The sequence below is a fragment of the Luteimonas dalianensis genome (assembly GCF_049339425.1).
Lineage (GTDB): Bacteria > Pseudomonadota > Gammaproteobacteria > Xanthomonadales > Xanthomonadaceae > Luteimonas > Luteimonas dalianensis.
On record NZ_JBMPPO010000005.1, the window covers coordinates 128,069 to 152,658 of the forward strand.

General features: G+C 71.5%; 25 protein-coding genes. 5 read left to right on the forward strand and 20 right to left on the reverse strand.

Annotation, left to right across the window (positions count from 1 at the left end):
• Positions 1-41 precede the first annotated feature (41 nt).
• From rnc to rpoE, 7 genes are all read right to left on the reverse strand, one after another.
• A complete protein-coding gene (gene rnc, locus ACOZ90_RS08870; protein ID WP_422893298.1) occupies positions 42-713 on the reverse strand; it encodes a ribonuclease III in 672 nt (223 codons plus the stop codon).
• Positions 694-1,074, reverse strand: coding sequence for a DUF4845 domain-containing protein (locus ACOZ90_RS08875; protein WP_422893299.1), 381 nt, complete (start codon positions 1,072-1,074; stop codon positions 694-696). Before ACOZ90_RS08875 ends, rnc begins: the two co-directional genes overlap by 20 nt.
• A gap of 38 nt (positions 1,075-1,112) precedes the next feature.
• Positions 1,113-1,910, reverse strand: coding sequence for a signal peptidase I (gene lepB, locus ACOZ90_RS08880; RefSeq protein ID WP_422893300.1), 798 nt, complete (start codon positions 1,908-1,910; stop codon positions 1,113-1,115).
• A 28-nt stretch (positions 1,911-1,938) separates the two neighbouring features.
• Positions 1,939-3,732 (reverse strand): translation elongation factor 4, encoded by a 1,794-nt coding sequence (lepA, locus tag ACOZ90_RS08885; protein ID WP_422893437.1) that lies wholly within the window; start codon positions 3,730-3,732, stop codon positions 1,939-1,941.
• A gap of 135 nt (positions 3,733-3,867) precedes the next feature.
• Positions 3,868-5,406 carry a Do family serine endopeptidase gene (locus ACOZ90_RS08890; RefSeq protein ID WP_422893301.1) on the reverse strand — a complete coding sequence of 513 codons (1,539 nt, stop codon included), beginning with the start codon at positions 5,404-5,406 and terminating at the stop codon, positions 3,868-3,870.
• Positions 5,407-5,488: 82 nt separating this feature from the next.
• A complete protein-coding gene (locus ACOZ90_RS08895; RefSeq protein ID WP_422893302.1) occupies positions 5,489-6,556 on the reverse strand; it encodes a sigma-E factor negative regulatory protein in 1,068 nt (355 codons plus the stop codon).
• Entirely contained in the window at positions 6,553-7,167 is a 615-nt protein-coding gene (rpoE, locus tag ACOZ90_RS08900; protein WP_422893303.1) for an RNA polymerase sigma factor RpoE, read from the reverse strand. The genes ACOZ90_RS08895 and rpoE overlap by 4 nt, the downstream gene beginning before the upstream one ends.
• Positions 7,168-7,332: 165 nt before the next feature.
• Here rpoE and ACOZ90_RS08905 point away from each other — a divergent pair, with 165 nt between their 5' ends.
• A complete protein-coding gene (locus ACOZ90_RS08905) occupies positions 7,333-9,387 on the forward strand; it encodes a 3-hydroxyacyl-CoA dehydrogenase NAD-binding domain-containing protein (protein ID WP_422893304.1) in 2,055 nt (684 codons plus the stop codon).
• A gap of 60 nt (positions 9,388-9,447) precedes the next feature.
• Here ACOZ90_RS08905 and ACOZ90_RS08910 read toward each other — a convergent pair whose 3' ends face one another.
• From ACOZ90_RS08910 to ACOZ90_RS08965, 12 genes are all read right to left on the reverse strand, one after another.
• Positions 9,448-9,807: a PilZ domain-containing protein gene (locus tag ACOZ90_RS08910; protein ID WP_422893305.1), complete on the reverse strand. Its 360-nt coding sequence runs from the start codon at positions 9,805-9,807 to the stop codon at positions 9,448-9,450.
• Positions 9,808-9,833: 26 nt separating this feature from the next.
• Positions 9,834-10,859: a DNA polymerase III subunit delta' gene (locus ACOZ90_RS08915; protein ID WP_422893438.1), complete on the reverse strand. Its 1,026-nt coding sequence runs from the start codon at positions 10,857-10,859 to the stop codon at positions 9,834-9,836.
• A 5-nt stretch (positions 10,860-10,864) separates the two neighbouring features.
• On the reverse strand, positions 10,865-11,506 hold the full coding sequence (gene tmk, locus ACOZ90_RS08920; protein ID WP_422893306.1) for a dTMP kinase: 642 nt from the start codon (positions 11,504-11,506) through the stop codon (positions 10,865-10,867).
• Positions 11,503-12,561 carry an endolytic transglycosylase MltG gene (gene mltG / locus ACOZ90_RS08925; RefSeq protein WP_422893307.1) on the reverse strand — a complete coding sequence of 353 codons (1,059 nt, stop codon included), beginning with the start codon at positions 12,559-12,561 and terminating at the stop codon, positions 11,503-11,505. The genes tmk and mltG overlap by 4 nt, the downstream gene beginning before the upstream one ends.
• A gap of 192 nt (positions 12,562-12,753) precedes the next feature.
• The gene (locus ACOZ90_RS08930) at positions 12,754-14,103 is read right to left on the reverse strand and encodes an aminodeoxychorismate synthase component I (RefSeq protein WP_422893308.1); all 1,350 of its coding nucleotides are present in this window, start codon (positions 14,101-14,103) and stop codon (positions 12,754-12,756) included.
• Positions 14,104-14,169: 66 nt separating this feature from the next.
• Positions 14,170-15,408: a beta-ketoacyl-ACP synthase II gene (fabF, locus tag ACOZ90_RS08935; RefSeq protein WP_422893309.1), complete on the reverse strand. Its 1,239-nt coding sequence runs from the start codon at positions 15,406-15,408 to the stop codon at positions 14,170-14,172.
• A 173-nt stretch (positions 15,409-15,581) separates the two neighbouring features.
• Positions 15,582-15,821, reverse strand: a complete 240-nt coding sequence (acpP, locus tag ACOZ90_RS08940) for an acyl carrier protein (protein WP_422893310.1) — start codon at positions 15,819-15,821, stop codon at positions 15,582-15,584.
• Between the two features lie 121 nt (positions 15,822-15,942).
• On the reverse strand, positions 15,943-16,686 hold the full coding sequence (gene fabG / locus ACOZ90_RS08945; protein ID WP_422893311.1) for a 3-oxoacyl-ACP reductase FabG: 744 nt from the start codon (positions 16,684-16,686) through the stop codon (positions 15,943-15,945).
• Positions 16,687-16,722: 36 nt separating this feature from the next.
• Complete coding sequence (gene fabD, locus ACOZ90_RS08950) at positions 16,723-17,667, reverse strand: ACP S-malonyltransferase (RefSeq protein WP_422893312.1); 945 nt, start codon at positions 17,665-17,667, stop codon at positions 16,723-16,725.
• 115 nt (positions 17,668-17,782) lie between these two features.
• The gene (locus tag ACOZ90_RS08955) at positions 17,783-18,778 is read right to left on the reverse strand and encodes a beta-ketoacyl-ACP synthase III (RefSeq protein ID WP_422893313.1); all 996 of its coding nucleotides are present in this window, start codon (positions 18,776-18,778) and stop codon (positions 17,783-17,785) included.
• Between the two features lie 112 nt (positions 18,779-18,890).
• Positions 18,891-19,085, reverse strand: a complete 195-nt coding sequence (gene rpmF, locus ACOZ90_RS08960) for a 50S ribosomal protein L32 (protein WP_422893314.1) — start codon at positions 19,083-19,085, stop codon at positions 18,891-18,893.
• Positions 19,086-19,115: 30 nt separating this feature from the next.
• The gene (locus ACOZ90_RS08965) at positions 19,116-19,622 is read right to left on the reverse strand and encodes a YceD family protein (protein WP_422893315.1); all 507 of its coding nucleotides are present in this window, start codon (positions 19,620-19,622) and stop codon (positions 19,116-19,118) included.
• A 134-nt stretch (positions 19,623-19,756) separates the two neighbouring features.
• Here ACOZ90_RS08965 and ACOZ90_RS08970 point away from each other — a divergent pair, with 134 nt between their 5' ends.
• Positions 19,757-20,122, forward strand: coding sequence for a hypothetical protein (locus tag ACOZ90_RS08970; protein WP_422893316.1), 366 nt, complete (start codon positions 19,757-19,759; stop codon positions 20,120-20,122).
• 14 nt (positions 20,123-20,136) lie between these two features.
• Positions 20,137-20,706 carry a Maf family protein gene (locus tag ACOZ90_RS08975; protein ID WP_422893317.1) on the forward strand — a complete coding sequence of 190 codons (570 nt, stop codon included), beginning with the start codon at positions 20,137-20,139 and terminating at the stop codon, positions 20,704-20,706.
• Between the two features lie 9 nt (positions 20,707-20,715).
• Here ACOZ90_RS08975 and ACOZ90_RS08980 read toward each other — a convergent pair whose 3' ends face one another.
• A complete protein-coding gene (locus ACOZ90_RS08980; protein ID WP_422893318.1) occupies positions 20,716-22,596 on the reverse strand; it encodes a glycosyltransferase family 39 protein in 1,881 nt (626 codons plus the stop codon).
• 77 nt (positions 22,597-22,673) lie between these two features.
• Here ACOZ90_RS08980 and ACOZ90_RS08985 point away from each other — a divergent pair, with 77 nt between their 5' ends.
• On the forward strand, positions 22,674-23,627 hold the full coding sequence (locus tag ACOZ90_RS08985; protein WP_422893319.1) for an AAA family ATPase: 954 nt from the start codon (positions 22,674-22,676) through the stop codon (positions 23,625-23,627).
• A complete protein-coding gene (locus tag ACOZ90_RS08990; protein ID WP_422893320.1) occupies positions 23,608-24,585 on the forward strand; it encodes a DUF58 domain-containing protein in 978 nt (325 codons plus the stop codon). The genes ACOZ90_RS08985 and ACOZ90_RS08990 overlap by 20 nt, the downstream gene beginning before the upstream one ends.
• The last annotated feature ends 5 nt before the right edge of the window (positions 24,586-24,590 follow it).

The following is a 24,590-nucleotide window of genomic DNA, read 5'->3' on the forward strand; positions in this document are numbered from 1 at the left end:
TTGTAGGGCGGCTGCGCCGCGCGGGCGCGAATGGCGCGCTGCTACTGCTGACCGCCCAGCCGGGAGAGCACGGTTTCGGCGGCCTGCTGCTCGGCAGCGCGGCGCGAGCTGCCCTCGCCTTCGGCGGACAGCTCCGGCACCGCCAGCACGCAGCGCACGCGGAAGGTCTTGTCGTGGTCGGAGCCGCTTTCACCCAGCAGTTCGTAGCTGGGCAGCGGATGCTGGCGGCCCTGCAGCCATTCCTGCAGCCGGGTCTTGGGATCCTTTTCCAGCTTGCCGACCTCCAGCCCGTCCAGCTCCGGCTCCAGCCAGGCCAGCACCGCGGCGCGGCAGGCGTCCAGGCCGGCATCCAGGTGTATGGCGGCGATCACCGCCTCCAGGGCGTCGGCCAGGATCGAATCGCGGCGGTGGCCGCCGGACTTCATCTCGCCCGGGCCGAGCTTGAGCATGGGCCCGACGTCGAGCCGGCGGGCGATCCGGGCCAGGGTGGATTCGCGTACCAGCTCGGCCCGGGCCCGGGTCAGCGCGCCCTCGTCGGCGCGCGGCCAGCGCTGGAACAGCACCTCGGCCACCACCAGCCCCAGCAGGGCGTCGCCGAGGAACTCCAGCCGCTCGTTGTGCGGCGCCCCGGCGCTGCGATGGGTCAGCGCCCGGGCCAGCAGGCCCGGGTCGGCAAAGCGATGGCCGAACGGATCAGTTGACGTCGCCGGCACGCGTGAGCATCTGGGTTGAATCGAACTTGCCGACCACGTCGAGGTTGCCCACCAGCGGCCGGCGCACCTCGTACTGCACGTGCATCTCCCAGCCGTTGTCCACCCGGCGCAGCTTCACGTGCTCCTTCTTCACGTTCTCGGAGTAGTTGATGTACAGCCGCCGGAAGAACAGATCCTGGATCCTGGCCGGATCCTGGGTGCCGATACCCGGCTCGGCGGCCAGGCCCTTCATCGCCGAACGCACGCTGTAGTACTCCTGGTACATCGGGAACAGCCGCATGGCGATGTAGGCGAAGAAGCCCACCACCGCCAGCACGATCACGAACCCGAGCAGGGTCATTCCCCTCTCATTGCCCCTCATTGCCTTCTCCCCAAGGAATGCTGTGCCGCCACGCGATATTACGGAATCCGGTTGCCGATCCGGTCGAAGCCGACGCCCCCGGCGCTGCCGTCCCAGTTCATCCAGACCATGAACGCCTTGCCGCGAAGCTGGCTCTCGGGAAGCGTACCCCAGAAGCGGCTGTCGTCGCTCCTGTCGCGGTTGTCGCCCATCACGAAATAATGACCTTCCGGCACCGTCCACGGCCCGCGCTCGGCCGGATCCCTGATCGGCAGTTCGGTTTCCAGCACCTGGTGGACGCGCCCGCGCCCCGGGATCTGCTCTTCCAGCAGCGTCGCGCCGGTCATGTCGCGGCCGCGGCCGCGGCCCTCGTAGCTGCCCACGGCGTCGTAGGCGAACGGCTGCCCGTTCACGTAGACCGTGTTGTCCACGTAGTCCACGGTATCGCCCGGCACCCCGATCACCCGCTTGATCCAGTCCTGGTCGGGGTGCTGGGGCGGCCTGAACACCACCACGTCGCCACGCTGCGGCTCGCCGATGGACACCACCTTCTGGTTGGTGATCGGCAGGCGCAGGCCGTAGGAAAACTTGTTGACCAGGATGAAGTCGCCGATCAGCAGGGTCGGCATCATCGAACTGGAGGGAATGCGGAACGGCTCGGCAACGAAGCTGCGCAGGATCAGCACCACCGCCAGCACCGGGAAAAAGGCCTTGGCGTAGTCGACGACCACCGGCTCCTTGTCCTCCAGCAGCCCCGCCTTTTCGGCGCGCCGCTTTGCGAACACCAGCCGATCCAGCAGCCAGATGATGCCGGTCGCAAGGGTCAGGACGACCAGTCCGATTTCAAACCATTTCATCGATGCTCCTTTGGAGCGAAGCCACGCCCTAATCCTTGCCGGTGTTCAAGACCGCCAGGAAGGCCTCCTGCGGGATGTCGACGCGGCCGACCGACTTCATCCGCTTCTTGCCTTCCTTCTGCTTCTCCAGCAGCTTCTTCTTGCGCGAAATGTCGCCACCATAGCACTTGGCCAGCACGTTCTTGCGCAGCGCCTTGACCGTGGTCCGGGCGATGATCTGCGAGCCGATCGCGGCCTGGATGGCGACGTCGAACTGCTGGCGCGGGATCAGTTCCTTCATCTTCTCGGCCAGCTCGCGGCCACGGCGGTCGGCGTGGCTGCGATGCACGATCAGCGACAGCGCGTCGACCTTGTCGCCGTTGATGAGGATGTCCACGCGCACGAACGGGCCGACCTCGAAACGCTCGAAATGGTAGTCCAGCGAAGCGTAGCCGCGGCTGACCGACTTGAGCCGGTCGAAGAAATCCAGCACCACCTCGGCCATCGGCAGCTCGTAGCTCACCTGCACCTGGCTGCCCATGTACTGGATGCCGACCTGGCGGCCGCGCTTCTCCTCGCACAGGGTGATCACGCTGCCCACGTGGTCGGGCGGGGTCAGGATGTTGGCGCGGATGATCGGCTCGCGGATCTCCTCGACCTGGTTGGACGGCGGCAGGTCGGCCGGGTTGTCCAGCGGGATCACCTCGCCATCCGTCCTGGCCACCTCGTAGACCACGGTGGGCGCGGTGGTGATCAGGTTGAGGTCGTACTCGCGCTCAAGCCGCTCCTGCACGATCTCCATGTGCAGCATGCCCAGGAAGCCGCAGCGGAAGCCGAAGCCCATCGCCTCCGAGCTCTCCGGCTCGAAGCGCAGCGCGGCGTCGTTGAGCCGCAGCTTGTCCAGCGCCTCGCGCAGATCCGGGTAGTCGTCGGCGTCGACCGGGAACAGGCCCGCGAACACCCGCGGCTGCATCTCCTGGAAGCCGGGCAGCGGGTTGGCCGCCGGATCGCCGGCCAGGGTCAGGGTGTCGCCCACCGGCGCGCCGTGCACGTCCTTGATGCTGGCCGTGACCCAGCCCACCTCGCCCGCCGCCAGCCTGCCGGTGACCTTGCGCTTGGGGGTGAACACGCCCACGCCGTCGACCTGGTGGGTGCGCCCGGTGGACATCACCAGCAGCTTGTCGCCGCTCTTGATCTCGCCCTGCACCACCCGCACCAGCGAAACCACGCCCAGGTAGTTGTCGAACCAGGAGTCGATGATCAGCGCCTGCAGCTTGTCGGTGTCGCCGCGCACGGGGGCGGGGATGCGGGTGACGATCGCCTCCAGCACGTCCTCCATGTTCAGCCCGGTCTTGGCGCTGACCGCAATCGCGTCGGCGGCGTCGATGCCGATCACCGCCTCGATCTCCTCCTTCACCCGCTCCACGTCGGCGGTGGGCAGGTCGATCTTGTTCAGCACCGGCACCACTTCCAGGCCCTGCTCCACCGCGGTGTAGCAGTTGGCCACCGACTGCGCCTCCACGCCCTGGGCGGCGTCCACCACCAGCAGCGCGCCCTCGCAGGCGGCCAGCGAGCGGCTGACCTCGTAGCTGAAGTCGACGTGGCCCGGGGTGTCGATGAAGTTGAGGTGGTAGGTCTCCCCGTCCTTGGCCGTATAGGACACCGACACCGAGTGCGACTTGATGGTGATGCCGCGCTCGCGCTCGATCGGGTTGTTGTCCAGCACCTGCGCTTCCATCTCGCGCTCGGTCAGGCCGCCGCACATCTGGATGATGCGGTCGGCCAGGGTCGACTTGCCGTGGTCGACGTGGGCAATGATGGAGAAGTTGCGGATGTTCCGCATCGGATCGCTCATGGGGGCGGGCGTCGCTGTGTCGCGTTGGCGGGGGAAAACGCGACATTATCGCACAGCGCGGCACCCGCCCCCTGCGGGACGGGCGCCGTGCCGGCACGCGGCCGCCGCAGCGGCCGGGCGCACTCAGTCGTCGGAGTCGCCCGGGGTCACCGCCACGAACTCGGCGCCGCCGCCGCGGTGGCGCAGCAGCATCACGGTCTGGCCCGGGCCGACGTCGCGCAGGAGCCGATCCAGGTCGGCCGCGCTGCCGACCACCGAGCGCCCCACCCGGGAAATCACGTCGCCGGGACGGATGCCGGCGCTGCGGGCGGCCGCGCCGTCCACGGCGGTAATGCGCACGCCCTCGCCCTCCGGCAGCCCGGCCTGGCGGCGCTGGGCCTCGGTCAGATCCTGCGCGGCCAGGCCCAGCGCGTTGCTGGAGCCGGGCTGGCCCTGGCGCGGATCCGCGCCGCGCTGGCGCGCCGGCTGGCTGGTTCCGGTGTCGCTGTCCAGGCTGGCCAGAGTGACGTCGAAGTTGCGGGTGCGGCCATCGCGCAGCACCTCCAGCCGCACCTTGGTGCCCGGAGGCATGTTGCCCACGATCGGCGGCAGGTCGCTGGCCTGGATGATCTGGGTGCCGTCGACCGCGCGGATCACGTCGCCCACCTCGATCCCGGCGTCCTCGGCCGGGCTGCCGTCCTGCACCCCCACCACCATCGCGCCGCGGGTATCGGGCAGGTCGAAGCCGGACATCGCGTCGCGGGTCACCGGGCCCACGTTCACGCCCACCAGGCCGCGCTGCACGCTGCCGGTGTCCTTGATCTGCTCGGCCACGTTCATGGCGATGTCGATCGGGATCGCGAAGCTCACGCCCTGGTAGCCGCCGCTGTTGCTGAAGATCTGCGAGTTGATGCCGATCACCTCGCCGCGGGTGTTGAGCAGCGGGCCGCCGGAGTTGCCGCGGTTGATGGCCACGTCGGTCTGGATGAACGGCACGTACTGCTGGTTGGCGTAGCGGTTGGAGCGGCCCACGGCGCTGACGATGCCGGCGGTGACCGACTGCTCCAGGCCGAAGGGCGAGCCGATCGCCACCGCCCACTGGCCCGGGCGCACCTGGCCGGCGTCGCCCGGGCGCAGCACGGTCAGGTCGTCGGCGTCGATCTTGAGCACGGCCACGTCGGACTGCTCGTCGCTGCCCACGACCTCGGCATCGAACTGGCGGTGGTCGTGCAGGCGCACGCGCACCTCTTCCGCATTGGCGACCACGTGGTGGTTGGTGAGCAGGTAGCCGTCGTCGCTGATCAGGAATCCGGTGCCCATCGACATGCCGCGCGGCGCCGGCGCCTGCGGATTGGCCGGCTGGCCGCCAAACGGGCTGCCCGGGCCGAAGAAGCGCCGGAAGATCTCCGGGATCATCTCGTCACCCGGCCCCGCGCGCCCGCCGCGCTGGGCGGTGCGCATGGCGATGGTGGCCTCGATGCTGACCACGCCGGGGCCGACCTGCTCCACCAGCCGGGTGAAGTCCGGCAGGCCGGTCACCAGTTCGGTCGCGGGCGCCCGGTTGGCCTGGGCGGCGGTGGACTCCTGGGCCGCGGGTTCGGCGGTGGCCGAGGGCAGGATCACGGCGGCGGTGGCCGCGGCGGTCACCAGCACGAGGACAAGGGCGGGAACGGGGGCTTTCATCGGCGAACAGTCCTTCGACAATCCAACGGGGGATCCAGCGCCCCGCGGGGCGCCTGGAGGGGGAATCGGACGCGGGCGCGCTTCAGCGCGGGCCGGCCACGACGGCTTCGCGCGGCGCGGCGCGGGCGGGAACGACGCGGGCTCCGATCGCGGTCGCGGCCGGCGGCGGCTGCACCGGCGCGACCGGAAGACCGAACAGTTCGGCCGCCGGCTGCCGGCCGGCTTCAAACGACCGCGGCCAGGCGGTGCTGCCCGGCAGCACGCCGCCCAGGCCCACCGAATAGGCTCCGCCGCCATCGATGCCGGCGCGCGGCCAGGGCCGGCTGGCGACGGTCATCGGCAATGCGGCGAACGGATCCGCGCCGATGCCATCGGCACCCTGTGCCAGGCCGGCCAGCAGCGAAGTATCGGCCGCCGGAGCCGGCAGCGGGGCGGGAGCGGCGGCTGGCGCGCTCTCCACGCGCGGGCGCGGCGCCTCGGTCGCCGGAACGACGGCCAGCCGCGGTGCCGCCGCGCTGCGCGATGCGGCACCGGCAACGCCGGCATCGGGCTGCGCACCCGAGCGCGTACGGGTTTCGGAGGCGCGCCGCGGGATTTGCGTGGCTGCAACCGCGGTGGCGGCGATCGCTGCCGCCGCGGCCGCGGGAGCGGCTTCCGGCGCAGGATCGATGGCCACCGGAGCCGCCGGGGCCGGGGCCGTCCCGGTGCCGGCGGCGGCGAATGCGGGCGACGCCTGCGGCATCGCGGGCTCCGGCTCGATCCCGGCCTGGCGCCCCACCAGCAGCGCGGCCATGGCCACCGAAGCGGCCAGCGCGGCGCCGCCGCCCCAGCGCAGCAGGCGCGCCCCGCCCCTTCGGGCCGGCACCTGGGCCACCACCGCGTCACCGGCGATGGCCGCCGACACCTTCTGCGAGAAGTCCGCCGGCAGCAGCGCGCCGTGCTGGCCGCGCAGCACGTCGCCGCAGACCTGCCAGCGCTCCCAGCGGCCGGCCAGGTCGGCGTCGTGCTGCAGCCGGCGCAGCATGAAGCGCGCCTGGTCGGGCGACAGCTCGCCGTCGAGCATCGCCGAAAGCTGCTGGCGGTGGTAACGCTCCAGCTTGTCCTGGTCGGGCACGATCTGGAGGTTGTCGGTGTCTTCGTCTTGCATCATCGGGTGGCACGCTCCGCGCTTGTCTCGTCGTCCATCAGCGGCTTGAGTTCCTGGTCGATCGCCTCGCGGGCACGGAAGATGCGCGAACGCACCGTCCCGACCGGGCAGTCCATCCGCCGGGCGATCTCCTCGTAGCTCAGGCCGTCGACCTCCCGCAGGGAGATGGCGACCCGAAGCTCCTCGGGCAATCCTTCGACCGCGCGCAGCACCGTTTGTTCCATCTGCCGGCGCATCATTTCCCGTTCGGGGGTGTCGGTGTCGCGCAGCCGGATGCCCGAATCGAACTGTTCGGCGTCCTCGACATCGATATCCGCGCCCGGCGGGCGGCGGCCCAGCGCCACCAGGTGGTTCTTGGCGGTATTGACGGCAATCCGGTGCAGCCAGGTGTAGAACTGGGCGTCGCCACGGAAGTTGCCGATGGCCCGGTAGGCGCGGATGAACGTTTCCTGGGCCACGTCCTGGCATTCGCTCCAGTCGGCCACGTAGCGCCCGATCAGGGCCGCGACCCGGTGCTGGTACTTGCGCACGAGCAGGTCGAAGGCGGCACTGTCGCCGCGCTGCACGCGCCTGACCAGTTCGTTGTCCGGATGCTGGGGATCGTTGTCGGCCATCGGGCCGGGCTCCTGTTCGTGCGCTTGAACGCTTGGACTTGGGGGCGCAGCGGCTTGCCGACAACCCCCGTAGCCGCGCGCTCCCGCCACGCCGGGGATTTGACGGCAGGCGAACGACCTCTGGATGATAGGGGGTTTCCCCCATACCCTAACGGATGGTGTCGCATGATTGCAGGCCTCGACGGACTGCGCTTCAGCCACTGGAAAGCCGCGCTGCGCGAGGACGGCGTGCTCGTGCTGTCGTTCGACCGCCAGGGCGAGTCGGTCAACACGTTCGCGCAGGACGTGTTGATCGAGCTTGACGGCCTGCTGGAGCGGCTGGCGCTGGATCCGCCCCGTGGACTGGTGCTGGCATCGGCCAAGGACAAGGGCTTCATCGCCGGCGCCGACATCCGCGAATTCGCCGAGTTCGACGCCAGGGGCACCATCGGCGATTCGATCCACCGCGGCCAGCAGGTGTTCCAGCGCCTGGCCGACCTGCCCTGCCCCACGGTGGCCGCGATCCACGGCTTCTGCATGGGCGGCGGCACCGAGATCTCGCTGGCCTGCGACTACCGGGTGGCCAGCAGTGATGACTCCACCCGGATCGGCCTGCCCGAGGTGAAGCTGGGCATCTACCCCGGCTGGGGCGGCAGCGTGCGCCTGCCGCGGCTGGTCGGCGCGCCGGCCGCGTTCGACATGATGCTCACCGGCCGCGCGCTGTCGGCGAAGGCGGCGCGCGGCATCGGCCTGGTGGACAAGGTGGCCGAGCCGGCGCTGCTGCTGGACGCCGCGGCCGGGCTTGCGCTCAATGGCACCACGCGGCCGTTCAAGCAGCGCTTCATGGGCTGGGCCACCAACACCTGGCCGGTGCGGCAGGCGCTGGCGCCGATCCTGGTCAAGCAGGTCGCCGGCAAGGCGCGCAGGGAGCATTATCCGGCGCCGTATTCGCTGATCGAGACCTGGCGCCGCAGCGGCGGCGGCCTGCAGTCGAAGCTGGACGCCGAGCGGCGCTCGGTGGTCAAGCTGGCGGGCACGCCGACCGCGCGCAACCTCACCCGCGTGTACTTCCTGCAGGAGCGGCTGAAGGGCCTGGGCACGCGCGAGCACGGCGTGGAACGCGTGCACGTGGTCGGCGCGGGCGTGATGGGCGGCGACATCGCCGCCTGGACGGCCTACAAGGGCTTCCAGGTCACCCTGCAGGATCGCGAGCAGGCCTACATCGACAAGGCGATCGAGCGGGCCCAGGGCCTGTTTGCGAAGAAGGTGAAGGACGACGCCAGGCGGCCGGAAGTCGCGGCGCGGCTGAAGTCCGACCTGGAGGGCGCGGGCGTGGCCGGGGCCGACCTGGTGATCGAGGCGATCATCGAGGACGCCGACGCCAAGCGCGGACTGTACGCGCAGGTGGAGCCCGGGCTCGGCGCGGGCGCGCTGCTGGCCAGCAACACCTCCTCGATCCCGCTGGACACGCTGGCCCCGGGCCTGCAGCGGCCGGCGCAGTTCGCCGGCCTGCACTACTTCAATCCGGTGGCGCTGATGCCGCTGGTGGAGATCGTGCGCCACGAGGCGATGGCGGCGGACACGCAGGATCGCCTGGCCGGCTTCTGCCGCGCCACCGGCAAGCTGCCGGTGCCGGTGGCGGGCAGCCCCGGGTTCCTGGTCAACCGGCTGCTGTTCCCGTACATGCTGGAGGCCGCCACCGCGTACGCAGAGGGCATCCCGGGCGCGGCGATCGACCGGGCGGCGGTGAAGTTCGGCATGCCGATGGGGCCGATCGAGCTGATCGACACCGTGGGCCTGGACGTGGCCGCGGGCGTGGCGGCGGAGCTGGCCCCGTTCCTGGGCCTGCGGATCCCCGCGGCGCTGGCGCAGCCGCCCGAGGCGGGCAAGCGCGGCAAGAAGGACGGCCAGGGCCTGTACGCCTGGGAGGACGGCAAGGCGAAGAAGCCCGAACTGCCCAAGGACTACAGGGCGCCGGACGACCTGGAAGACCGGCTGGTGCTGGCCCTGCTCAACGAAGCCGTGGCGGCGCTGGCCGATGGCGTGGTGGACGATGCCGACCTGCTGGACGCCGGGGTGATCTTCGGCACCGGCTTCGCGCCCTTCCGCGGCGGCCCGATCCAGCACATCCGCGACACCGGCGCCGACAAGCTGCTGGAGCGGCTCAAGGCCCTGCAGGGCAAGTACGGCGAGCGCTTCGCCCCGCGTCCGGGCTGGGACAACCCCGCGCTGCGGCCCTGACCTTTTCCCGCAGGAGCCCGCCATGCGCGCTCCTGCCAAGGCGGGGCCAAGCGGGCCGGGCTACATCGTGTGGGTGGGCTTTTCCGAGGTCAGGATGCCGGCCAGCAGGGTTTCGATGCGGCCCTTCACGGTCTCGCCCTCGTTGGTGTCGGCGAACTGCACGCCCACGCCCGCGGTGCGGTTGCCCTGGGCGCCGGCCGGAGTGACCCAGACCACCTTGCCGGCCACCGGCAGGCGATCCCTGGTCTCGGGCAGGGTCAGCAGCAGGAACACCTCGTCGCCGAGGAAATAGCGCTTGGGCGTCGGCACGAAGATGCCGCCGTGCTTGAGATACGGCATGTAGGCGTTGTACAGCGCCGCCTTGTCCTTCACCGCCAGCGACAGGATGCCCTGTCGCGCGCCTGGCCCGGTTGCCCCCATCGATCACTCCCCTCCTGTGTGGTGGTTCAACGCCCGGCCGCGGCCAGCTCGCGCCAGCGCAACAGCAGCCCGGCGACCGCGAGATCCGCGCGCACGGTGGTGCGCAGCAGGTCGCGGGTGCGGTTGGCTTCATCGAACCACGCCGCAAGCCTGCGGGTTCGCTCCGGGTCGGTCAAGCCTGAGGCCTTGCCCACGGCGATGTCAGCGGCGTGGCCAAGGCGCGAGACGGCATCGGCGCCTTCGGCAGTCCAGCGCCTGGCGGCTTCGGACGGGGCCAGCTCGCCGCGGGCCAGCGCGGCCAGGTCGGCCGCCACCTCCCGCCGCAGTTCCATGCCGCCGTCGCGCAGCCAGGACGCGGCCAGGCCCGGATGTCCGCGCGCGGCGTCCAGGGCCTCGGTGGCGGCCCTGTCGTCGTACCCCTGCGCGCCCAGCCACGCCAGCGCCTCCTCGCGCGGCGGCAGGCGGAACTCCAGCCGCTGGCAGCGGCTGCGGATGGTGGCCGGCAGGCGCATCGGGTTGGCCGCCACCAGCCACAGGTAGCGGCCCGGCTGCGGCTCTTCCAGGGTCTTGAGCAGGGCGTTGCAGGCGTTCTCGTTCATCGCCTCGGCCGGCTCGATGATGGCGACCTTGCCGCCGCCGTACTGCGCCGACTTGCCCAGGCGCTCGGACAGCTCGCGGATCTGGTCGACGCTGACCTGGGTGAGCTGCCGCTGTGGGCTCGGCGACATCCGCCACGCGTAGCTGACGAACACCGCATCCGGGTGCATCGGGTGTCCGTCCGGATGGGACAGGCTGCCGTCGGGCCGGTGCTCCAGCGGGTCGCGCTGCGAGCGCGCCGCGTACAGCTCGCAGGAGCGGCAGCGGCCGCAGGGGCGCGCGCCCTCCTTCGCCGTGCACAGCACGTACTGCGCCAGGCGCTCGGCCACCGCGCGCTTGCCCAGCCGCTCCGGGCCGGACAGCAGCAGCGCGTGGCCCATGCGGCCGGAGTCGAGCGCTTCCACGGCGCGCTCGTACATGCGCTGCTGCCACGGCGCCAGCGGGGCGGTCGGCATGCCGCTCATGCGGCCTCCTGCCACTGGCGCAGCGCGGCCAGCGCGGCCGCGGCCACGGCATCGGCCGGCTGCGAGGCATCGATCACCCGGAACCGGCCGGGATCTGCGGCGGCGCGCTCGCGGAAGGCGGCGCGCACGCGTTCAAAGAAGCCGTCGCGCTCGCGCTCGATGCGGTCGGGCACCAGGTCGCGGCCGCGGGTGCGCTCGCGGCCGGTGGCCACGTCCAGGTCGAGCAGGAAGGTCAGCCCCGGGCGCAGGCCGACCACGGCGCGCTCCAGGGTTTCGATCAGGCCCCGATCCAGCCCGCGGCCGCCGCCCTGGTAGGCGTAGCTGGAGTCGGTGAAGCGGTCGCACAGCACCCAGGCGCCGCGCTCCAGCGCGGGCCGGATCACTTCGCGCACGTGCTGGGCGCGGGCGGCGAACATCAGCAGCAGCTCGGTCTCCGGCGCCGCCGGCTCATGCCCGGGATCCAGCAGCAGGCCGCGGATGCTCTCGGCCAGCGGCGTCCCGCCCGGCTCGCGGGTCACCACCACCTCGTCGCCGGCGGCCGCCAGCTCGCGGCGCAGCGCGCCGAGCACGGTGGTCTTGCCGGCGCCCTCGCCGCCTTCCAGGCTGACGAAGCGCGGGTGCGTCGGCAATGCGCTCATTCCTGGCGCGCCCCCGGGCCGAAGCGCTGGCGATAGCGCCGCACGTATTCGCGCACCGCCACCTGGTGCTCGGCGTAGGTGCGCGAGAACACGTGGCCGCCGCTGTCGTCGCCGACCGCGACGAAGTACAGCTCGTCGCCGGGCTCCGGGCGGGTCGCGGCGCGGATCGCGTCCGCGCCCGCCATCGCGATCGGGGTGGGCGGCAGGCCGTCGCGGGTGTAGGTGTTGTAGGGGGTATCGGTCTGCAGGTCGCGGCGGCGGATGTTGCCGTCGTAGGCGCTGCCGATGCCGTAGATCACGGTGGGGTCGGTCTGCAGCCGCATGCCGCGCTGCAGGCGGCGGGTGAACACGCCGGAGATGCGGGCGCGCTCGGAGGCCAGGCCGGTTTCCTTCTCGATGATCGAGGCCAGCACCAGGGCCTCCTCGGCGGTCTCCAGCGGCAGCCCGTCGGCGCGCTTGTCCCAGGCCTGCTCCAGCGCGCCATCAAGCGCGGCGGCGGCCCGCTGCAGCAGATCCAGGTCGCTGTCGCCGCGGGTGTAGAGGTAGGTCTCGGGCAGGAAGCGGCCTTCCGGATGCACGCCGGGGCGGCCGAGCGCGTCCATCAGCGCGGCGTCGTCCAGGTCGGCGGTTTCCTGCAGCAGCGGCTCGGCGCGGGCCAGCGCGGCGCGCAGTTCGCGGATGTTCCAGCCCTCGACGATGGTGAAGCGGTGGCGGATGACCCGGCCGTCGCGCATCTTCACCAGCACGTCGGTGGCGCTCATGCCGGGTTCGAGCTGGTACTCGCCCACCTGCAGCCGGCCGCCGGCGTCCAGCCGCCGCGCCAGCAGCTGCCATTCGACGCGGTGGCCGTCGCTGATGCCGGCTTCGCGCAGCCTGCCGAGCACGCGCAGGAACGAGTCCCCGCGCTCGACCATCACGGTATCGCCCTCGTCGATGCCCGACAGCGGCCCGTTGGCGAAGCCCTGATGGTGGTTCCACGCCAGGTACGCCAGCACCCCGGCCAGCAGCGCCGAAACCACGAAAAACAGCCCGATTCCCAGCCCGCGCCTGCTCATCGATCCACCAGCGTTGTCTTGGAGAAGAAGATCATCGCCTCAGGATACCTTGGCCATCCCGGCTGTAGGGGCACGCCAGGCGTGCGAAGCCGGGTGACGGTTTGTGCGGTGGGGTTCGCGGGCCGTCGGGCCCTCGTGTTCGCGGCGATCGTGCGCTGCCTGGATTCACGCGGCTTCGCGCGCATGGCCGCTTTACCCGCGCAGGGCGAGGAGCATGCCGCGGGCCTTGGCGCGGGTTTCGGCCAGTTCGCGGTCGGGCCGCGAGTCGGCGACGATGCCGGCGCCGGTGCGGAAGCGCAGCGTGTCGCCCTCGAGTTCGGCGCTGCGGATCAGGATGTTGAGGTCGAGGTCGCCGTCGCGGTTGAGCCAGCCCATCGCGCCGGTGTAGGCACCGCGGCCGGTGCCCTCCAGTTCGGCGATGATCTGCATGCAGCGCACCTTGGGGCAGCCGGTGATGGTGCCGCCGGGGAACACCGCGGCGATCACCTCGCCCGGCGTGGCGTCACCACGCAGGCGCCCGCGCACGTTGCTGACGATGTGGTGCACCTGGGCGTAGCTTTCCACGGTCATCAGCTCGTCCACCTCGACGCTGCCCGGCGTGCACACCCGGCCCAGGTCGTTGCGCTCCAGATCCACCAGCATCACGTGCTCGGCGCGCTCCTTGGGATCGCCGGCCATCTCCCGGATCCGCTCGGCGTCGTCGTCGCCGGGCAGGCGCGGCCGGGTGCCGGCGATCGGGCGGGTCTCGACCACGTCGCCGCGCACCGACACCAGCCGCTCGGGCGAGGCACTGGCGATCGCACCGCCCTGGCAGGCGAACAGCCCGGAGAACGGCGCGGGACTGGCCTGGCGCAGCCGCGCGTACAGTTCGGCGGGCTGCGGAACGTGGTCGAAGCCCGCCCGCCAGGCCCGGGACAGGTTCACCTGGAACACATCCCCGGCGGCGAGGTATTCCAGGATGCGCTCCACCCCGGCGGTGAACGCATCCGGGTCGTCTTCCCCAAGCGAAGACGGCGGCCGCCACTGTGGCAGGGGCGCCTGGCCGGCCGCGGCGTGCGCGTCGGCGGCGATGCGATCGAGCAGCGCTTCGTGGCCGCGTTCGGCCAGGGCCACGCACTCGCCGGTACCGCGCTCGCGCAGCACCGCCGCCGGACAGCGCAGGGCGATGGCCACCGGCAGGTGGCCGGGGGCCGGCGGCAGCCGAAGCACCGGCTCGACCTGCATCCCGAGCTCGTAGCCCAGCAGCAGCGCCCAGCCACCGCGGAACGGCCAGCGCGGCTCCTCGCGCGGCAGCCGCAGCGATTGCCAGCAGCCGTCAAGCAGGTCGAGGAAGCGCCCCTGCAGCGCCACGCCGGCGCCATCGCGGGTGATGCCGTCCTTGCCAAGCACGAGCTCGGCCCCGGTGGACACCAGCAGCATGTCCCAGCGTCCCTGGGCGGTACCGTGCGCGACCGACTCCAGCAGCACGGGGTAGCGCGCCGGATCCAGCCGGTGCAGCGCCAGCAGGCCGATGTCGGAGGGCAGCGGACGGGTGATCAGCACGGATGTGGCGTCCTGTCCGGGCAGGGAGGAGCTTGCTCCGCCCTGCGGGCCCGAAGAAAAGCGGGGTCAGACCCGGGCGAAGACCAGGGTGCCGTTGGTGCCGCCGAAGCCGAACGAGTTGGACAGCACCACGTCCACCTTCGCCTCGCGGGCGGTGTGCGGCACGTAGTCCAGGTCGCAGCCCTCGGAGGGGTTGTCGAGGTTGATCGTCGGCGGCAGCACGCCGCTCTGGATCGCCATCGCCGAGAACACCGCTTCCACGCCGCCGGCGGCGCCGAGCAGGTGGCCTGTCATCGACTTGGTCGAGCTGACCGCGACCTTTTCGGCGTGTGCACCGAGCACGGACTTGATCGCCATGGTCTCGGCCAGGTCGCCGGCCGGGGTCGAGGTGCCGTGGGCGTTGATGTAGCCGATCCGGGCCAGGTCGACGCCGGCGTCGGCGATGGCCGCGCTCATGCAGCGCCCGGCGCCGTCGCCGTTCTCGCTCGGCGCGGTCATGTGGAAGGCGTCGCCGCTCATGCCGAACCCGGCCAGCTCGGCGTAGATGCGCGCGCCGCGCGCCTTGGCCCGCTCGTACTCCTCCAGCACCAGGATCCCGGCGCCGTCGCCCATGACGAAGCCGTCGCGGCCCTCGTCCCAGGGGCGCGAGGCCTGCTCCGGCGCGTCGTTGCGGGTGGACAGCGCCTTCATCGAGCAGAAGCCGCCCAGCGAGGTCGGGGTGGTGGCGTACTCGGCGCCGCCGGCGATCATCGCGTCGGCGTCGCCGTACTGGATCATGCGCATCGCCAGGCCGATGTTGTGGGTGGCGGTGGTGCAGGCGGTGACCGCGGCGATGTTGGGGCCCTTGGCCCCGGTCATGATCGAGACCTGGCCGGCGATCATGTTGATGATGGTACTGGGTACGTAGAACGGCGACACCTTGCGCGGGCCGCCTTCGTTGTACTTCAGGGTGGTTTCCTCGATGCCCTTGAGGCCGCCGATGCCGGCGCCGATGGCCACGCCGATGCGCTCGGCGTCGTCGCCCGCGATCTCCAGCCCGGCGTCCCCGATCGCCATCATCGAGGCCGCGACCCCGTAATGGACGAACGGATCCATCTTCTTCATGTCCTTGGGCGCGATCCACTTCGAGGCGTCGAAGTCCCTGACCTCGCCCGAGATCCGGGTGGGGAACGCGGACGCGTCGAAATGGGTGATCGGGCCGATGCCCGAGCGGCCGGCGGTGATCCCTTCCCAGCTGGAAACCAGGTCATTGCCCAGCGGCGACAGGATGCCCAGACCGGTGACGACCACGCGACGCTTGGACATGGAGTGCTCCTTCAATCAGTGGGATGCGGACGCGCCGGCATGCGGGCCCGGAAACAAACGGGGCCGCATGCGCGGCCCCGTGTCCATCGGCGCGCCGCCCATGGACCAGTCCGGGGTGGCACGCAACGGCAGGATGTCCCGGCCAGGGGCCGGCACATCCTCGCCCGACGGTATTACGACTTGACGTGGGCCTTGACGTAGTCGATGGCCTGCTGCACCGAGGTGATCTTCTCGGCTTCCTCGTCCGGAATCTCGCACTCGAACTCTTCCTCGAGGGCCATCACCAGTTCCACGGTGTCCAGCGAGTCGGCGCCAAGGTCGTCGACGAACGAAGCGCTGGCGCTGACCTCGTCTTCCTTCACGCCCAGCTGCTCCACCACAATCTTCTTGACGCGTTCTTCGATGCTGCTCATGGGTTCTCTGCTCCGTGGGGCCGAAATCTTGCGGCCCGATAGTTTAAGGGAAAGCCGGGCGCGGGGCTAAGGGCTCCGCCACCCTTTCCTGTTCAGGGGCTTGCGCCCCGGAATGCATGGGTCAGGGCATGTACATGCCGCCGTTGACATGAAGGGTCTCGCCGGTGATGTAGGCGGCCGAGGGGCCGGCCAGGAAGGCCACGGCGCCGGCGACGTCGGCCGCCTCGCCCAGGCGGCCCAGCGCGATCTGCGCGGCCATGTCCTTCTTCGCGTCCTCGGGCAGGTCGCGGGTCATGTCGGTGGCGATGAAGCCCGGCGCGACCACGTTGACCGTCACCCCGCGCGAGCCGATCTCGCGCGCCAGCGACTTGCTGAAGGCGATCACGCCGGCCTTGGCCGCCGCGTAGTTGGCCTGGCCGGCGTTGCCCGTCACCCCGATCACCGAGGCGATGTTGATGATCCGGCCCTTGCGCGCCTTCATCATGCCGCGCATGACCGCCTTGGAGGCGCGGTAGACGCTGGTCAGGTTGGTATCCAGGATCGCCTGCCAGTCCTCGTCCTTCATCCGCATCAGCAGGTTGTCGCGGGTGATGCCGGCGTTGTTGACGAGGATGGAGATCGGGCCGATGTCCTTGCCGATGCTGTCAATGAGGGCATCGATGCCGGCGCCGTCGGCGACGTCCAGCACGCGGCCGTGGCCGCCGTGGGCGGACAGGCGCTCGCCGATCGCGTCGGCGCCGCCCTGGGTGGTGGCGGTGCCGACCACGGTGGCGCCGCGCGCGGCCAGCTCGTCGGCAATGGCCGCGCCGATGCCGCGGCTGGCGCCGGTGACCAGGGCGATCTCGCCTTTCAGGGATTCGGTCATGTGTACGGGTTCCTCAGGGACAGTCGTTGCCGCGGATCAGTCCTTCCACTCCGCCAGGGCGGCGTCGAAGGTGTCCGGGGTTCCAAGCGGGCGGGCATCCAGCGAGCGGTCGATGCGCTTGACCAGGCCGGCGAGCACCTTGCCCGGGCCGCACTCGCCGATGCGGGTGGCGCCGCGCGCGGCCAGCGCCTGCACGCAGCCCGTCCACTGCACCGGCCGGTACAGCTGGCGCACCAGCGCGTCGCGGATGGCGTGCGCGCCGTCGTGGACTTCGCCGTCGACGTTCTGCACCACCGGCAGCTCCGGCTCGCGCCACTGCATGTCGCCCATGGCGGTGGCCAGGCGGTTGGCGGCCTCGCGCATGAGCGGGGTGTGCGAGGGCACGCTCACGGCCAGCTTGACCGCCTTGCGCACGCCGCGGGCAGCGAGCAGCTCCAGCGCGCGATCCACCGCGGCCGCGTGGCCACCGATGACGACCTGCCCGGGCGAGTTGAAGTTGGCCGGCACCACCACCGTCTCACCGGAGGCTTCGGCGCAGACCTCGGCCACGACCTCGTCTTCGGTGCCAAGCACGGCGGCCATCGCCCCGGTACCGGCGGGCGCGGCGTCCTGCATCAGCTGGCCGCGCAGGCGCACCAGGCGCGCGGCGTCGTGCAGCGAGAGCACCCCGGCCGCCACCAGCGCGGCGTACTCGCCCAGGCTGTGGCCGGCCAGCAGGGCCGGACGGGCACCGCCGCGTGCCAGCCACAGGCGGTACACGGCCACGCCGGCCGCCAGCAGCGCCGGCTGGGTGAATTCGGTGGTGTTCAGGCGCTCTTCCGGGCCCTGCTGCGACAGCGCCCACAGGTCGACGCCGGCACCCTGGGAGGCCTCGGCGAAATCGTTGATGATCGCTTCGTGCGCGGTCGCCAGTTCGGACAGCATGCCCAGCGACTGGGATCCCTGTCCGGGGAATACGAAGGCAAGGCGGGAGTCGGTCACGCGCACGTCCAGGATCGGGAAAACAACCGCGAATGATACGGGGCCGCGCGCCGGGATGTCTGTACCGCGGCGTATGTAGCGCCGCGGCCGATGGGCCCGTGCGTGGCCGCCGCGATCAGTAGCGCAGCAGCGCCGAGCCCCAGGTGAAGCCGCCGCCGAAGGCTTCCAGCAGCACCAGCTGGCCGCGCTCGATGCGGCCCGAACGCACCGCCTCGTCCAGCGCCAGCGGCACCGAACCCGACGACGTGTTGCCGTGGCGGTCGACGGTGACGACCACCTGCTCCTCGGGCAGGTCCAGGCGCTTGCGGGTCGCCTCGATGATGCGCAGGTTGGCCTGGTGCGGGATCAGCCAGTCCAGGTCGTGCCGGTCCAGGCCGTTGGCGGAGAGGGTCTCGTCGACCACTGCATCCAGCGCCTTGACCGCGTGCTTGAAGACTTCGCTGCCGGCCATGCGGATGACCACGCCGGCGTTCTTCTCGTTTTCCTTGAAGCCGACCGAGACCCCGACCGGGTTCCACAGCAGCTCCTTCTTGCCGCCGTCGGCGTGCAGGTGGGTGCTGAGGATGCCGGTTTCGGTATCGGCCTTGAGCACCACCGCGCCGGCGCCGTCGCCGAACAGCACGCAGGTGGTGCGGTCTTCCCAGTCGACCATGCGGGTCAGGGTTTCAGCGCCGACCACCAGCACGGTCTTCGCGTCGCCGGTGCGGATGAACTTGTCGCCCACCGACAGCGCGAACAGGAAGCCGGAGCAGGCGGCGTTGACGTCGAACGCGCCGCAGCCGTTGGCGCCCAGCCGGTGCTGCAGCAGGCAGGCGGTGGACGGGAAGATCAGATCCGGGGTGGTGGTGCCGACCACGATCAGGTCGAGCTCCTCGGGCCGCACGCCCGCGGCCTCCAGCGCACGCATCGAGGCGTGGTAGGCCAGGTCGGACGTGGTTTCGCCGTCGGCGGCAATGTGGCGCTGGCGGATGCCGGTGCGCGCGGCGATCCATTCGTCGCTGGTATCGACGATCTTTGCCAGATCGTCGTTGGTGACGACTTTTTCCGGCAGGTAGCTGCCGGTGCCCGCGATGCGCGAGTACACGCGCTGGGCCGTGCCCGTCTGGTTCATCTGCAAAACCGTCCTCGACCTGGTGCCTTGCACGCCAACGGGCATGCTACACGGGCGCGACGGAGCGCGTTGCCCGCGGGGCCGCCGTCAGCGGGACGGCGGCGCGGATGGATCAGTCTTCGTCGACGATGACGGCCTTGGGCGCGATCACCTGCTTGCCGCGGTAGTAGCCGTCGGCGGTGATGTGGTGGCGGATGTGGGTCTCGCCGGTGGTCGGGTCGGTCGACAGCTGCTTGGCCGACAGGCTGTCGTGCGCGCGGCGCTGGCCACGACGGGAGGGGGAGACGCGGGATTTCTGCACAGCCATGGGAGTTGCTCCAGCAGGGTTCGGTTGTTGCTACTTCTTCTTCAGGGCCGCCAACGCCGAAAACGGGTTGGCGCGTGTTTCTTCGTCCGCGGTCACCGGCCAGTCGCGCTCGACCGATTCGGAGCCGGGGGCCACCGGGATCAGCGGCACGGCGAGGATCAGTTCATCCTCCACCAGCGCCGGCAGCTCCAGGCCGCCGTCCTCGGGCACCAGCAGCGCCTCGTAGCCTTCCGGAAGCGCGGCTTCGTCCTCTTCGCTGCGGACAAGACCGTAGCGCTGCTCGACCTGGACGGGATGCTCGAACCGCCGCAGCGTGCGCTGGCATTCCAGCGGCAGCACGGCCTGTACCCGAACCTCCACGTACGGCACTTCCAATTCGTCGCGCCCGAAGGCGGCTGACCAGTCGGCAATGCCTTCCGCGTCGAACAGCAGGTCGCGAAGACGCGCCATCCCGGCCAGCGGCAGCCTCCCTTCGTACACCCGACCTGTGGCGGCCATGCGCCACCCGTCGACCTTTCCGGGCACTTCCGCGGACATAAGAGGCGGAATGTTAGGCATCGCGGGCGTCGCTGTCAAACCCGGCCGCGTGGGCAACCCCTTGTCCCGGCGGGCAATTTGCCGGTTCCGGCACGGCGCGGCAGACTGCCCGTCCGCCCGCCCGGTTCCGGCCCGTGATCAAACTCCTGTCCGCGCTGCTTGCAGCCGCCGCCGTGTTCGCCTGCGCCCGGCTGTATTCGCGCCGGCGCGCCGCCGGCCGCCGCCACCGGGCCGTCTCCGGCGTGCTGGACGCGGCGGATGCGCTGGAAGCGCGGCTGCGCACGGCGCGGGCGGAGATCGAGGCGGTCGCCGGCGACGGCGAGAACCCGGTGCGCGACGCCATGCAGGAGATGCTCCGCCAGCGCCTGTGGCTGCAGCAGCACGGCGCACAGGCGTCGCTGCAGGAGCTGGATACCGTGCGCGATTCGATCGAACAGGCCAGCCAGCGGATCGAGCACCAGCTGCTGCAGGTCGAGCGCGCCCGCGCGCCCCTGCACTGAGCCGGCCGGCCGCGATGCGCCTGATCCTGGCCTCCACCTCGCCCTACCGCCGCGAACTGCTGCAGCGGTTGCGGGTGCCGTTCGACACCGCCAGGCCGCAGGTGGACGAGACCCCGCTGGCAGGCGAGGAACCCGCGGCGCTGGTGCAGCGGCTGGCCCGCGCCAAGGCCACGGCGGTGGCGAACACGGCCCGCGACACATGGGTGATCGGCTCCGACCAGGTGGCGGAGCTGGACGGCGCGCCGCTGGGCAAGCCCGGCGGGCGCGAAGCGGCGATGGCGCAGCTGGCCGCCATGTCCGGGCGGACGATCGGTTTCCACACCGCGGTGGCGCTGGTGGGTGGCGGGCAGGCGTTCGCGGCGCTGGATCTGACCACGGTTCACTTCCGCCAGCTGGCCGCCGCCGAGATCGAGCGCTACGTCGATGCCGAGCAGCCGTTCGATTGCGCCGGCAGCTTCAAGGCCGAGGCGCTGGGCATCACCCTGTTCGAGGCGATCGGCAGCCACGACCCCACCGCGCTGGTCGGACTGCCGCTGATCGCCACCGCCCGGCTGCTGCGCCAGGCCGGCTTCCCCGCGCCCTGAGCGGGCGGGTCAGTCCACCAGCACCGGCTGCTCGCGCCAGTCCTCGACGCTGCCGTCGCTGCCGTGCAGCCGCAGGCCAAGCCAGTGGCGGCCGGGATGCGCCAGGGCTTCGGCATCCACCGTCGCCCGGAAACCCACCTGCGGGTGCGAAGGATCGGTGGAGATGCGCCAATAGCCGGCAACCCCGGGGTTGTCGAGCCCGTACTCCGCCTCGGCCACCACCTCGCCGTCGAGCAGCACTTCCACCCGCGACAGGCCCACCCCGTCCTTGAACGCCCAGCCTTCCACCTCGAACGGCCGCCCCACCCTGGCCCCGCTCACCGGCGCGTCGATCCAGGCCATGGCCGGCGCCACGCAGGGCGCATCGGGGCCGGCGGCCGGATCAAGCGCAAACAGCAGGAAGCGCTGGCTGCCGTGATCGATGTTGAGCGCCCGCGGCGGTGGCAGCGGCCCGACCCGGCCGCAGAGCTGGTGATAGCGCTGCAGCAGGGCGTGGTACGGCACGTCGCTGGCACCCACCACCAGCAGCGCCGGATCGTCACCCCACTGCGCGCGCCCGGTCGTCTCCAGCCCCCACAGCTGCAGCTGCGGGGCGCGGCCGTGGAAACGGTTGAGCGGATGGTCGAGCACCTCGATGCGTGCATCGTCCATGCGGAAGCCCAGCTCGGCGCCGATCTTGAAGTTGTCGGCCACCAGCCGCGTGCCCTCGGGCATGCCGGCCAGTTCGTCTTCCACCGCGTCGGCGAGCACGTCCCAGCCGGCGAAGTTGGACGGATACCACTTCCACGCCGCGCTGTGCGCGCGCAGCGACGGGATCGACACCGCGATGTAGTAGGCGAACACCGCCGCAAGCCCCAGCCCCGCCAGCCCCCAGGTGGCCCGCCGCAGCCAGCGCGGCCAGCCCGCCAGCACCGCCGGCACCAGCGCGATCAGCGCCAGGTAGCCGGGCAGCGGCCAGTGGAAGCTGACCCGCTCGGTATCGGCAAAGAAGCCCAGCCCGAAGAAGCCCAGCACCACCAGCCCACCCAGCAGACCGAACAGGCGCACCGTCTCCGGATTGCCGGGCCGGGCCGCGCGCCAGGCGCCCATCAGCAGCGCCACCAGCAGCAGCGGGGTCACGAACACCGCCTGCAGCGGAATGAAGCGCAGGCCGCTGGCATGCAGCGCCCAGGGATGGCGTTCGACCAGCTGGAACCGCAGGCCGGCCTCGGCGTTCTCCAGGTTCCAGGCCAGCAGCGGCACCCACGCCGCGGCGCCGAACGCGATCGCGACCCAGACCCGCGGATCGCGCAGCGCGCGGCGGCCCGACGGCAGCAGCGCCAGCGCCACCACGCCCACGCCGATCACCGCGATGAAGCGGTAGTGGCTCAGCGCGCCGATCGCCAGGCCCAGCGCCAGCACCACCGCCGCGCCGTGGTCGACCCGGCGCAGCAGCCGCGCGCCCGCATCGATGCACAGCACGGTCGCCAGCGCCATCGGCACGTCCGGCAGGGCCATGATCCCCAGGGTTCCGGCCAGCGGCAGCAGCACGGTGGCGCTGCCGGCCAGCCACGGCGCCCGGCCCTCGCCGAACTCGCGCCGCACGATGTGCACCATCATCCACGGCAGCGCCGCGCCCATCAGCAGAAACGGCAGGCGCGCGCCCAGATGGCTGTTGCCCGCGACCTCTACGCCGAGCCGGATCAGCCACGCGGTCAGCCCCGGCAGGTCGGAGTAGGCCCAGGACAGGTGCTGGCCTTCCTGCCAGTAGAAGGCTTCATCCACGAACAGCGGCAGCTGGCTGGCGACCACCAGCTTGAGCACCGCGACCACCGCCCACAGGACGATGAAGGCGCGCCGCGCTTCCGCGATCCGCAGCCCGCCGTCACGCATGTCGATGTCTTTCGGCATCCGTACAAAGACCCCGTTACACTGGCTTGGCGCCGGCCGGCGCACACCTCTTGCGCGCCCTTGAACCGGAGACATCGATGTCAGCATCCCCAGCGCCGGCGGACATGCTAACCGACGGACTGTTAAGCGCCATCGACGCGGCGCAGGAGCAGGTCAACGGCCTGGTGCTGGGCAAGCGCGAGGCGGTGCGGCTCGCGTTCGTGGCCCTGATCTCGGACGGCCACGTGCTGATCGAGGATCTGCCCGGACTGGGCAAGACCACCCTCGCCCACGCGATCTCCGCCACCCTCGGGCTCGGCTTCCAGCGCATCCAGTTCACTTCCGACCTGCTGCCCTCGGACATCGTGGGCGTGTCGATCTACGACACGGGCACGCGCAAGTTCGAGTTCCACCAGGGCCCGGTCTTCACCCACGTGCTGCTGGCCGACGAGATCAACCGCGCCCCGCCGCGCACCCAGAGCGCCCTGCTGGAGGCCATGGCCGAGCGCCAGGTGAGCGTGGACGGCCACACCCACGCCCTGCCCGACCCGTTCTTCGTGATCGCCACCCAGAACCCGCTGGATCTGGCCGGCACCTATCCGCTGCCCGATTCGCAGCTGGATCGCTTCCTGCTGCGGCTGAGCCTGGGCTATCCGGACCAGGATGCCGAACGCGCGCTGCTGGACGGCCGTGACCGGCGCGACCTGATCGCCAGCGCCGAAGCGGTGATGACCCTGCAGGACGTGCACCGGCTGCGCGAGGCCGTGGGCCGGGTGCACGCCAGCGAGGCGCTGGTGGACTACGTGCACGCGCTGGTGGCGCGCAGCCGCCACCATGACGGCGTGCGCGTGGGCCTGTCCCCGCGCGCCGGGATCGCGCTGCTGCGTGCCTCGCGCGCGCACGCCTTGATGTCCGGGCGCCAGCACGTGCTGCCCGACGACGTGCAGGCCCTGTTCACCGCCGTGGCCTCCCACCGCCTCGTACCCGAGACCGAAGCCGCCGACGGCGCGGCGCTGGCGCGGTCGATCCTGCATGCGGTCCCGGTGGACTGAGCCGGGCGCGCGCAGCCTGGGCGCCAGGCTGCAGCTGCTCGCCCTTCCGCGCAGGCCCGAGCCGCTGCCGGTGCGGTTCGACCGCCGGCGGATCTACGTGCTGCCGACCTGGTTCGGGCTGTTCTTCCTGGTCTTGCTGGTGACGATGGGCGTGGGCGCGCTCAACTACAACAACAACCCCGCGCTGCTGCTGGGACTGGTGCTGGCCGGAACCGCGCTGGCCAGCCTGATCGCCGCCCACCTGCAGCTGAGCGGGCTGGTAGTACACGCCGTCAACGCCGAGCCCGTGGCCGCGGGCAAGCCGCTGCTGCTGCGGGTGCACGTGCGCGCCGATCCTCGTCGGGCCCGGCGCGGGCTGCTGGTGGAGTCCGGCGAGGCCGCCTCGGTGCTGTCGCTGGAACGCGGCGCCGGCGAGGCCGCGGTCGAACTGCCGACCACGGTGCGCGGCTGGCTCCACCCCGGCCGGCTGCGGATCTCCACCACCCGCCCGCTGGGCCTGGCCCGCGCGTGGTCGTGGCTGTGGCCGGAAAAGCCGCTACTGGTCTATCCGGCGCCCGAGCCGCACGGCCCGCCGCTGCCGCTGGGCGCGGGCGACAACGCCCAGGCGCGCCTGCATCCGGCCGGCGACGACGTGCACCACCTGCGCCCGTGGCGCCGAGGCGACAGCCGCCGCGCGATCGCCTGGAAGCCCTCGGCGCGCCGCGACTCGCTGCTGGTGCGCGAGTACGAGGAGCCGCAGGGCGCGGACGTGGTGCTGGACTGGAACGGGCTGTCCGCGCTGCCGGTTGAAGCGCGGATCCAGCGTCTGGCGCGCTGGGTGGACGAGGCCGAGCGCGACCAGCGCCGCTACCGGCTGGTGCTGCCCGGGCAGCCGCCGCTGGGCCCGGCCGGGGGCGCCGCGCACCGCCACGCCTGCCTGCGGGCGCTGGCGCTGCTGCCCGGCGCGGGAGACGCGTGATGGCC

What these genes read in the sequence shown, in the direction of transcription:
- ACOZ90_RS08875 (WP_422893299.1), bottom strand. Translation starts at nt 1,074, where the DNA reads ATGAGGGGCAATGAGAGGGGAATGACCCTGCTCGGGTTCGTGATCGTG.
- lepB (WP_422893300.1), bottom strand. Translation starts at nt 1,910, where the DNA reads ATGAAATGGTTTGAAATCGGACTGGTCGTCCTGACCCTTGCGACCGGC.
- lepA (WP_422893437.1), bottom strand. Translation starts at nt 3,732, where the DNA reads ATGCGGAACATCCGCAACTTCTCCATCATTGCCCACGTCGACCACGGC.
- ACOZ90_RS08890 (WP_422893301.1), bottom strand. Translation starts at nt 5,406, where the DNA reads ATGAAAGCCCCCGTTCCCGCCCTTGTCCTCGTGCTGGTGACCGCCGCG.
- ACOZ90_RS08895 (WP_422893302.1), bottom strand. Translation starts at nt 6,556, where the DNA reads ATGATGCAAGACGAAGACACCGACAACCTCCAGATCGTGCCCGACCAG.
- rpoE (WP_422893303.1), bottom strand. Translation starts at nt 7,167, where the DNA reads ATGGCCGACAACGATCCCCAGCATCCGGACAACGAACTGGTCAGGCGC.
- ACOZ90_RS08905 (WP_422893304.1), top strand. Translation starts at nt 7,333, where the DNA reads ATGATTGCAGGCCTCGACGGACTGCGCTTCAGCCACTGGAAAGCCGCG.
- ACOZ90_RS08910 (WP_422893305.1), bottom strand. Translation starts at nt 9,807, where the DNA reads ATGGGGGCAACCGGGCCAGGCGCGCGACAGGGCATCCTGTCGCTGGCG.
- ACOZ90_RS08915 (WP_422893438.1), bottom strand. Translation starts at nt 10,859, where the DNA reads ATGCCGACCGCCCCGCTGGCGCCGTGGCAGCAGCGCATGTACGAGCGC.
- tmk (WP_422893306.1), bottom strand. Translation starts at nt 11,506, where the DNA reads ATGAGCGCATTGCCGACGCACCCGCGCTTCGTCAGCCTGGAAGGCGGC.
- mltG (WP_422893307.1), bottom strand. Translation starts at nt 12,561, where the DNA reads ATGAGCAGGCGCGGGCTGGGAATCGGGCTGTTTTTCGTGGTTTCGGCG.
- fabF (WP_422893309.1), bottom strand. Translation starts at nt 15,408, where the DNA reads ATGTCCAAGCGTCGCGTGGTCGTCACCGGTCTGGGCATCCTGTCGCCG.
- acpP (WP_422893310.1), bottom strand. Translation starts at nt 15,821, where the DNA reads ATGAGCAGCATCGAAGAACGCGTCAAGAAGATTGTGGTGGAGCAGCTG.
- fabG (WP_422893311.1), bottom strand. Translation starts at nt 16,686, where the DNA reads ATGACCGAATCCCTGAAAGGCGAGATCGCCCTGGTCACCGGCGCCAGC.
- ACOZ90_RS08955 (WP_422893313.1), bottom strand. Translation starts at nt 18,778, where the DNA reads ATGAACCAGACGGGCACGGCCCAGCGCGTGTACTCGCGCATCGCGGGC.
- rpmF (WP_422893314.1), bottom strand. Translation starts at nt 19,085, where the DNA reads ATGGCTGTGCAGAAATCCCGCGTCTCCCCCTCCCGTCGTGGCCAGCGC.
- ACOZ90_RS08965 (WP_422893315.1), bottom strand. Translation starts at nt 19,622, where the DNA reads ATGTCCGCGGAAGTGCCCGGAAAGGTCGACGGGTGGCGCATGGCCGCC.
- ACOZ90_RS08975 (WP_422893317.1), top strand. Translation starts at nt 20,137, where the DNA reads ATGCGCCTGATCCTGGCCTCCACCTCGCCCTACCGCCGCGAACTGCTG.
- ACOZ90_RS08980 (WP_422893318.1), bottom strand. Translation starts at nt 22,596, where the DNA reads ATGCCGAAAGACATCGACATGCGTGACGGCGGGCTGCGGATCGCGGAA.
- ACOZ90_RS08985 (WP_422893319.1), top strand. Translation starts at nt 22,674, where the DNA reads ATGTCAGCATCCCCAGCGCCGGCGGACATGCTAACCGACGGACTGTTA.
- ACOZ90_RS08990 (WP_422893320.1), top strand. Translation starts at nt 23,608, where the DNA reads ATGCGGTCCCGGTGGACTGAGCCGGGCGCGCGCAGCCTGGGCGCCAGG.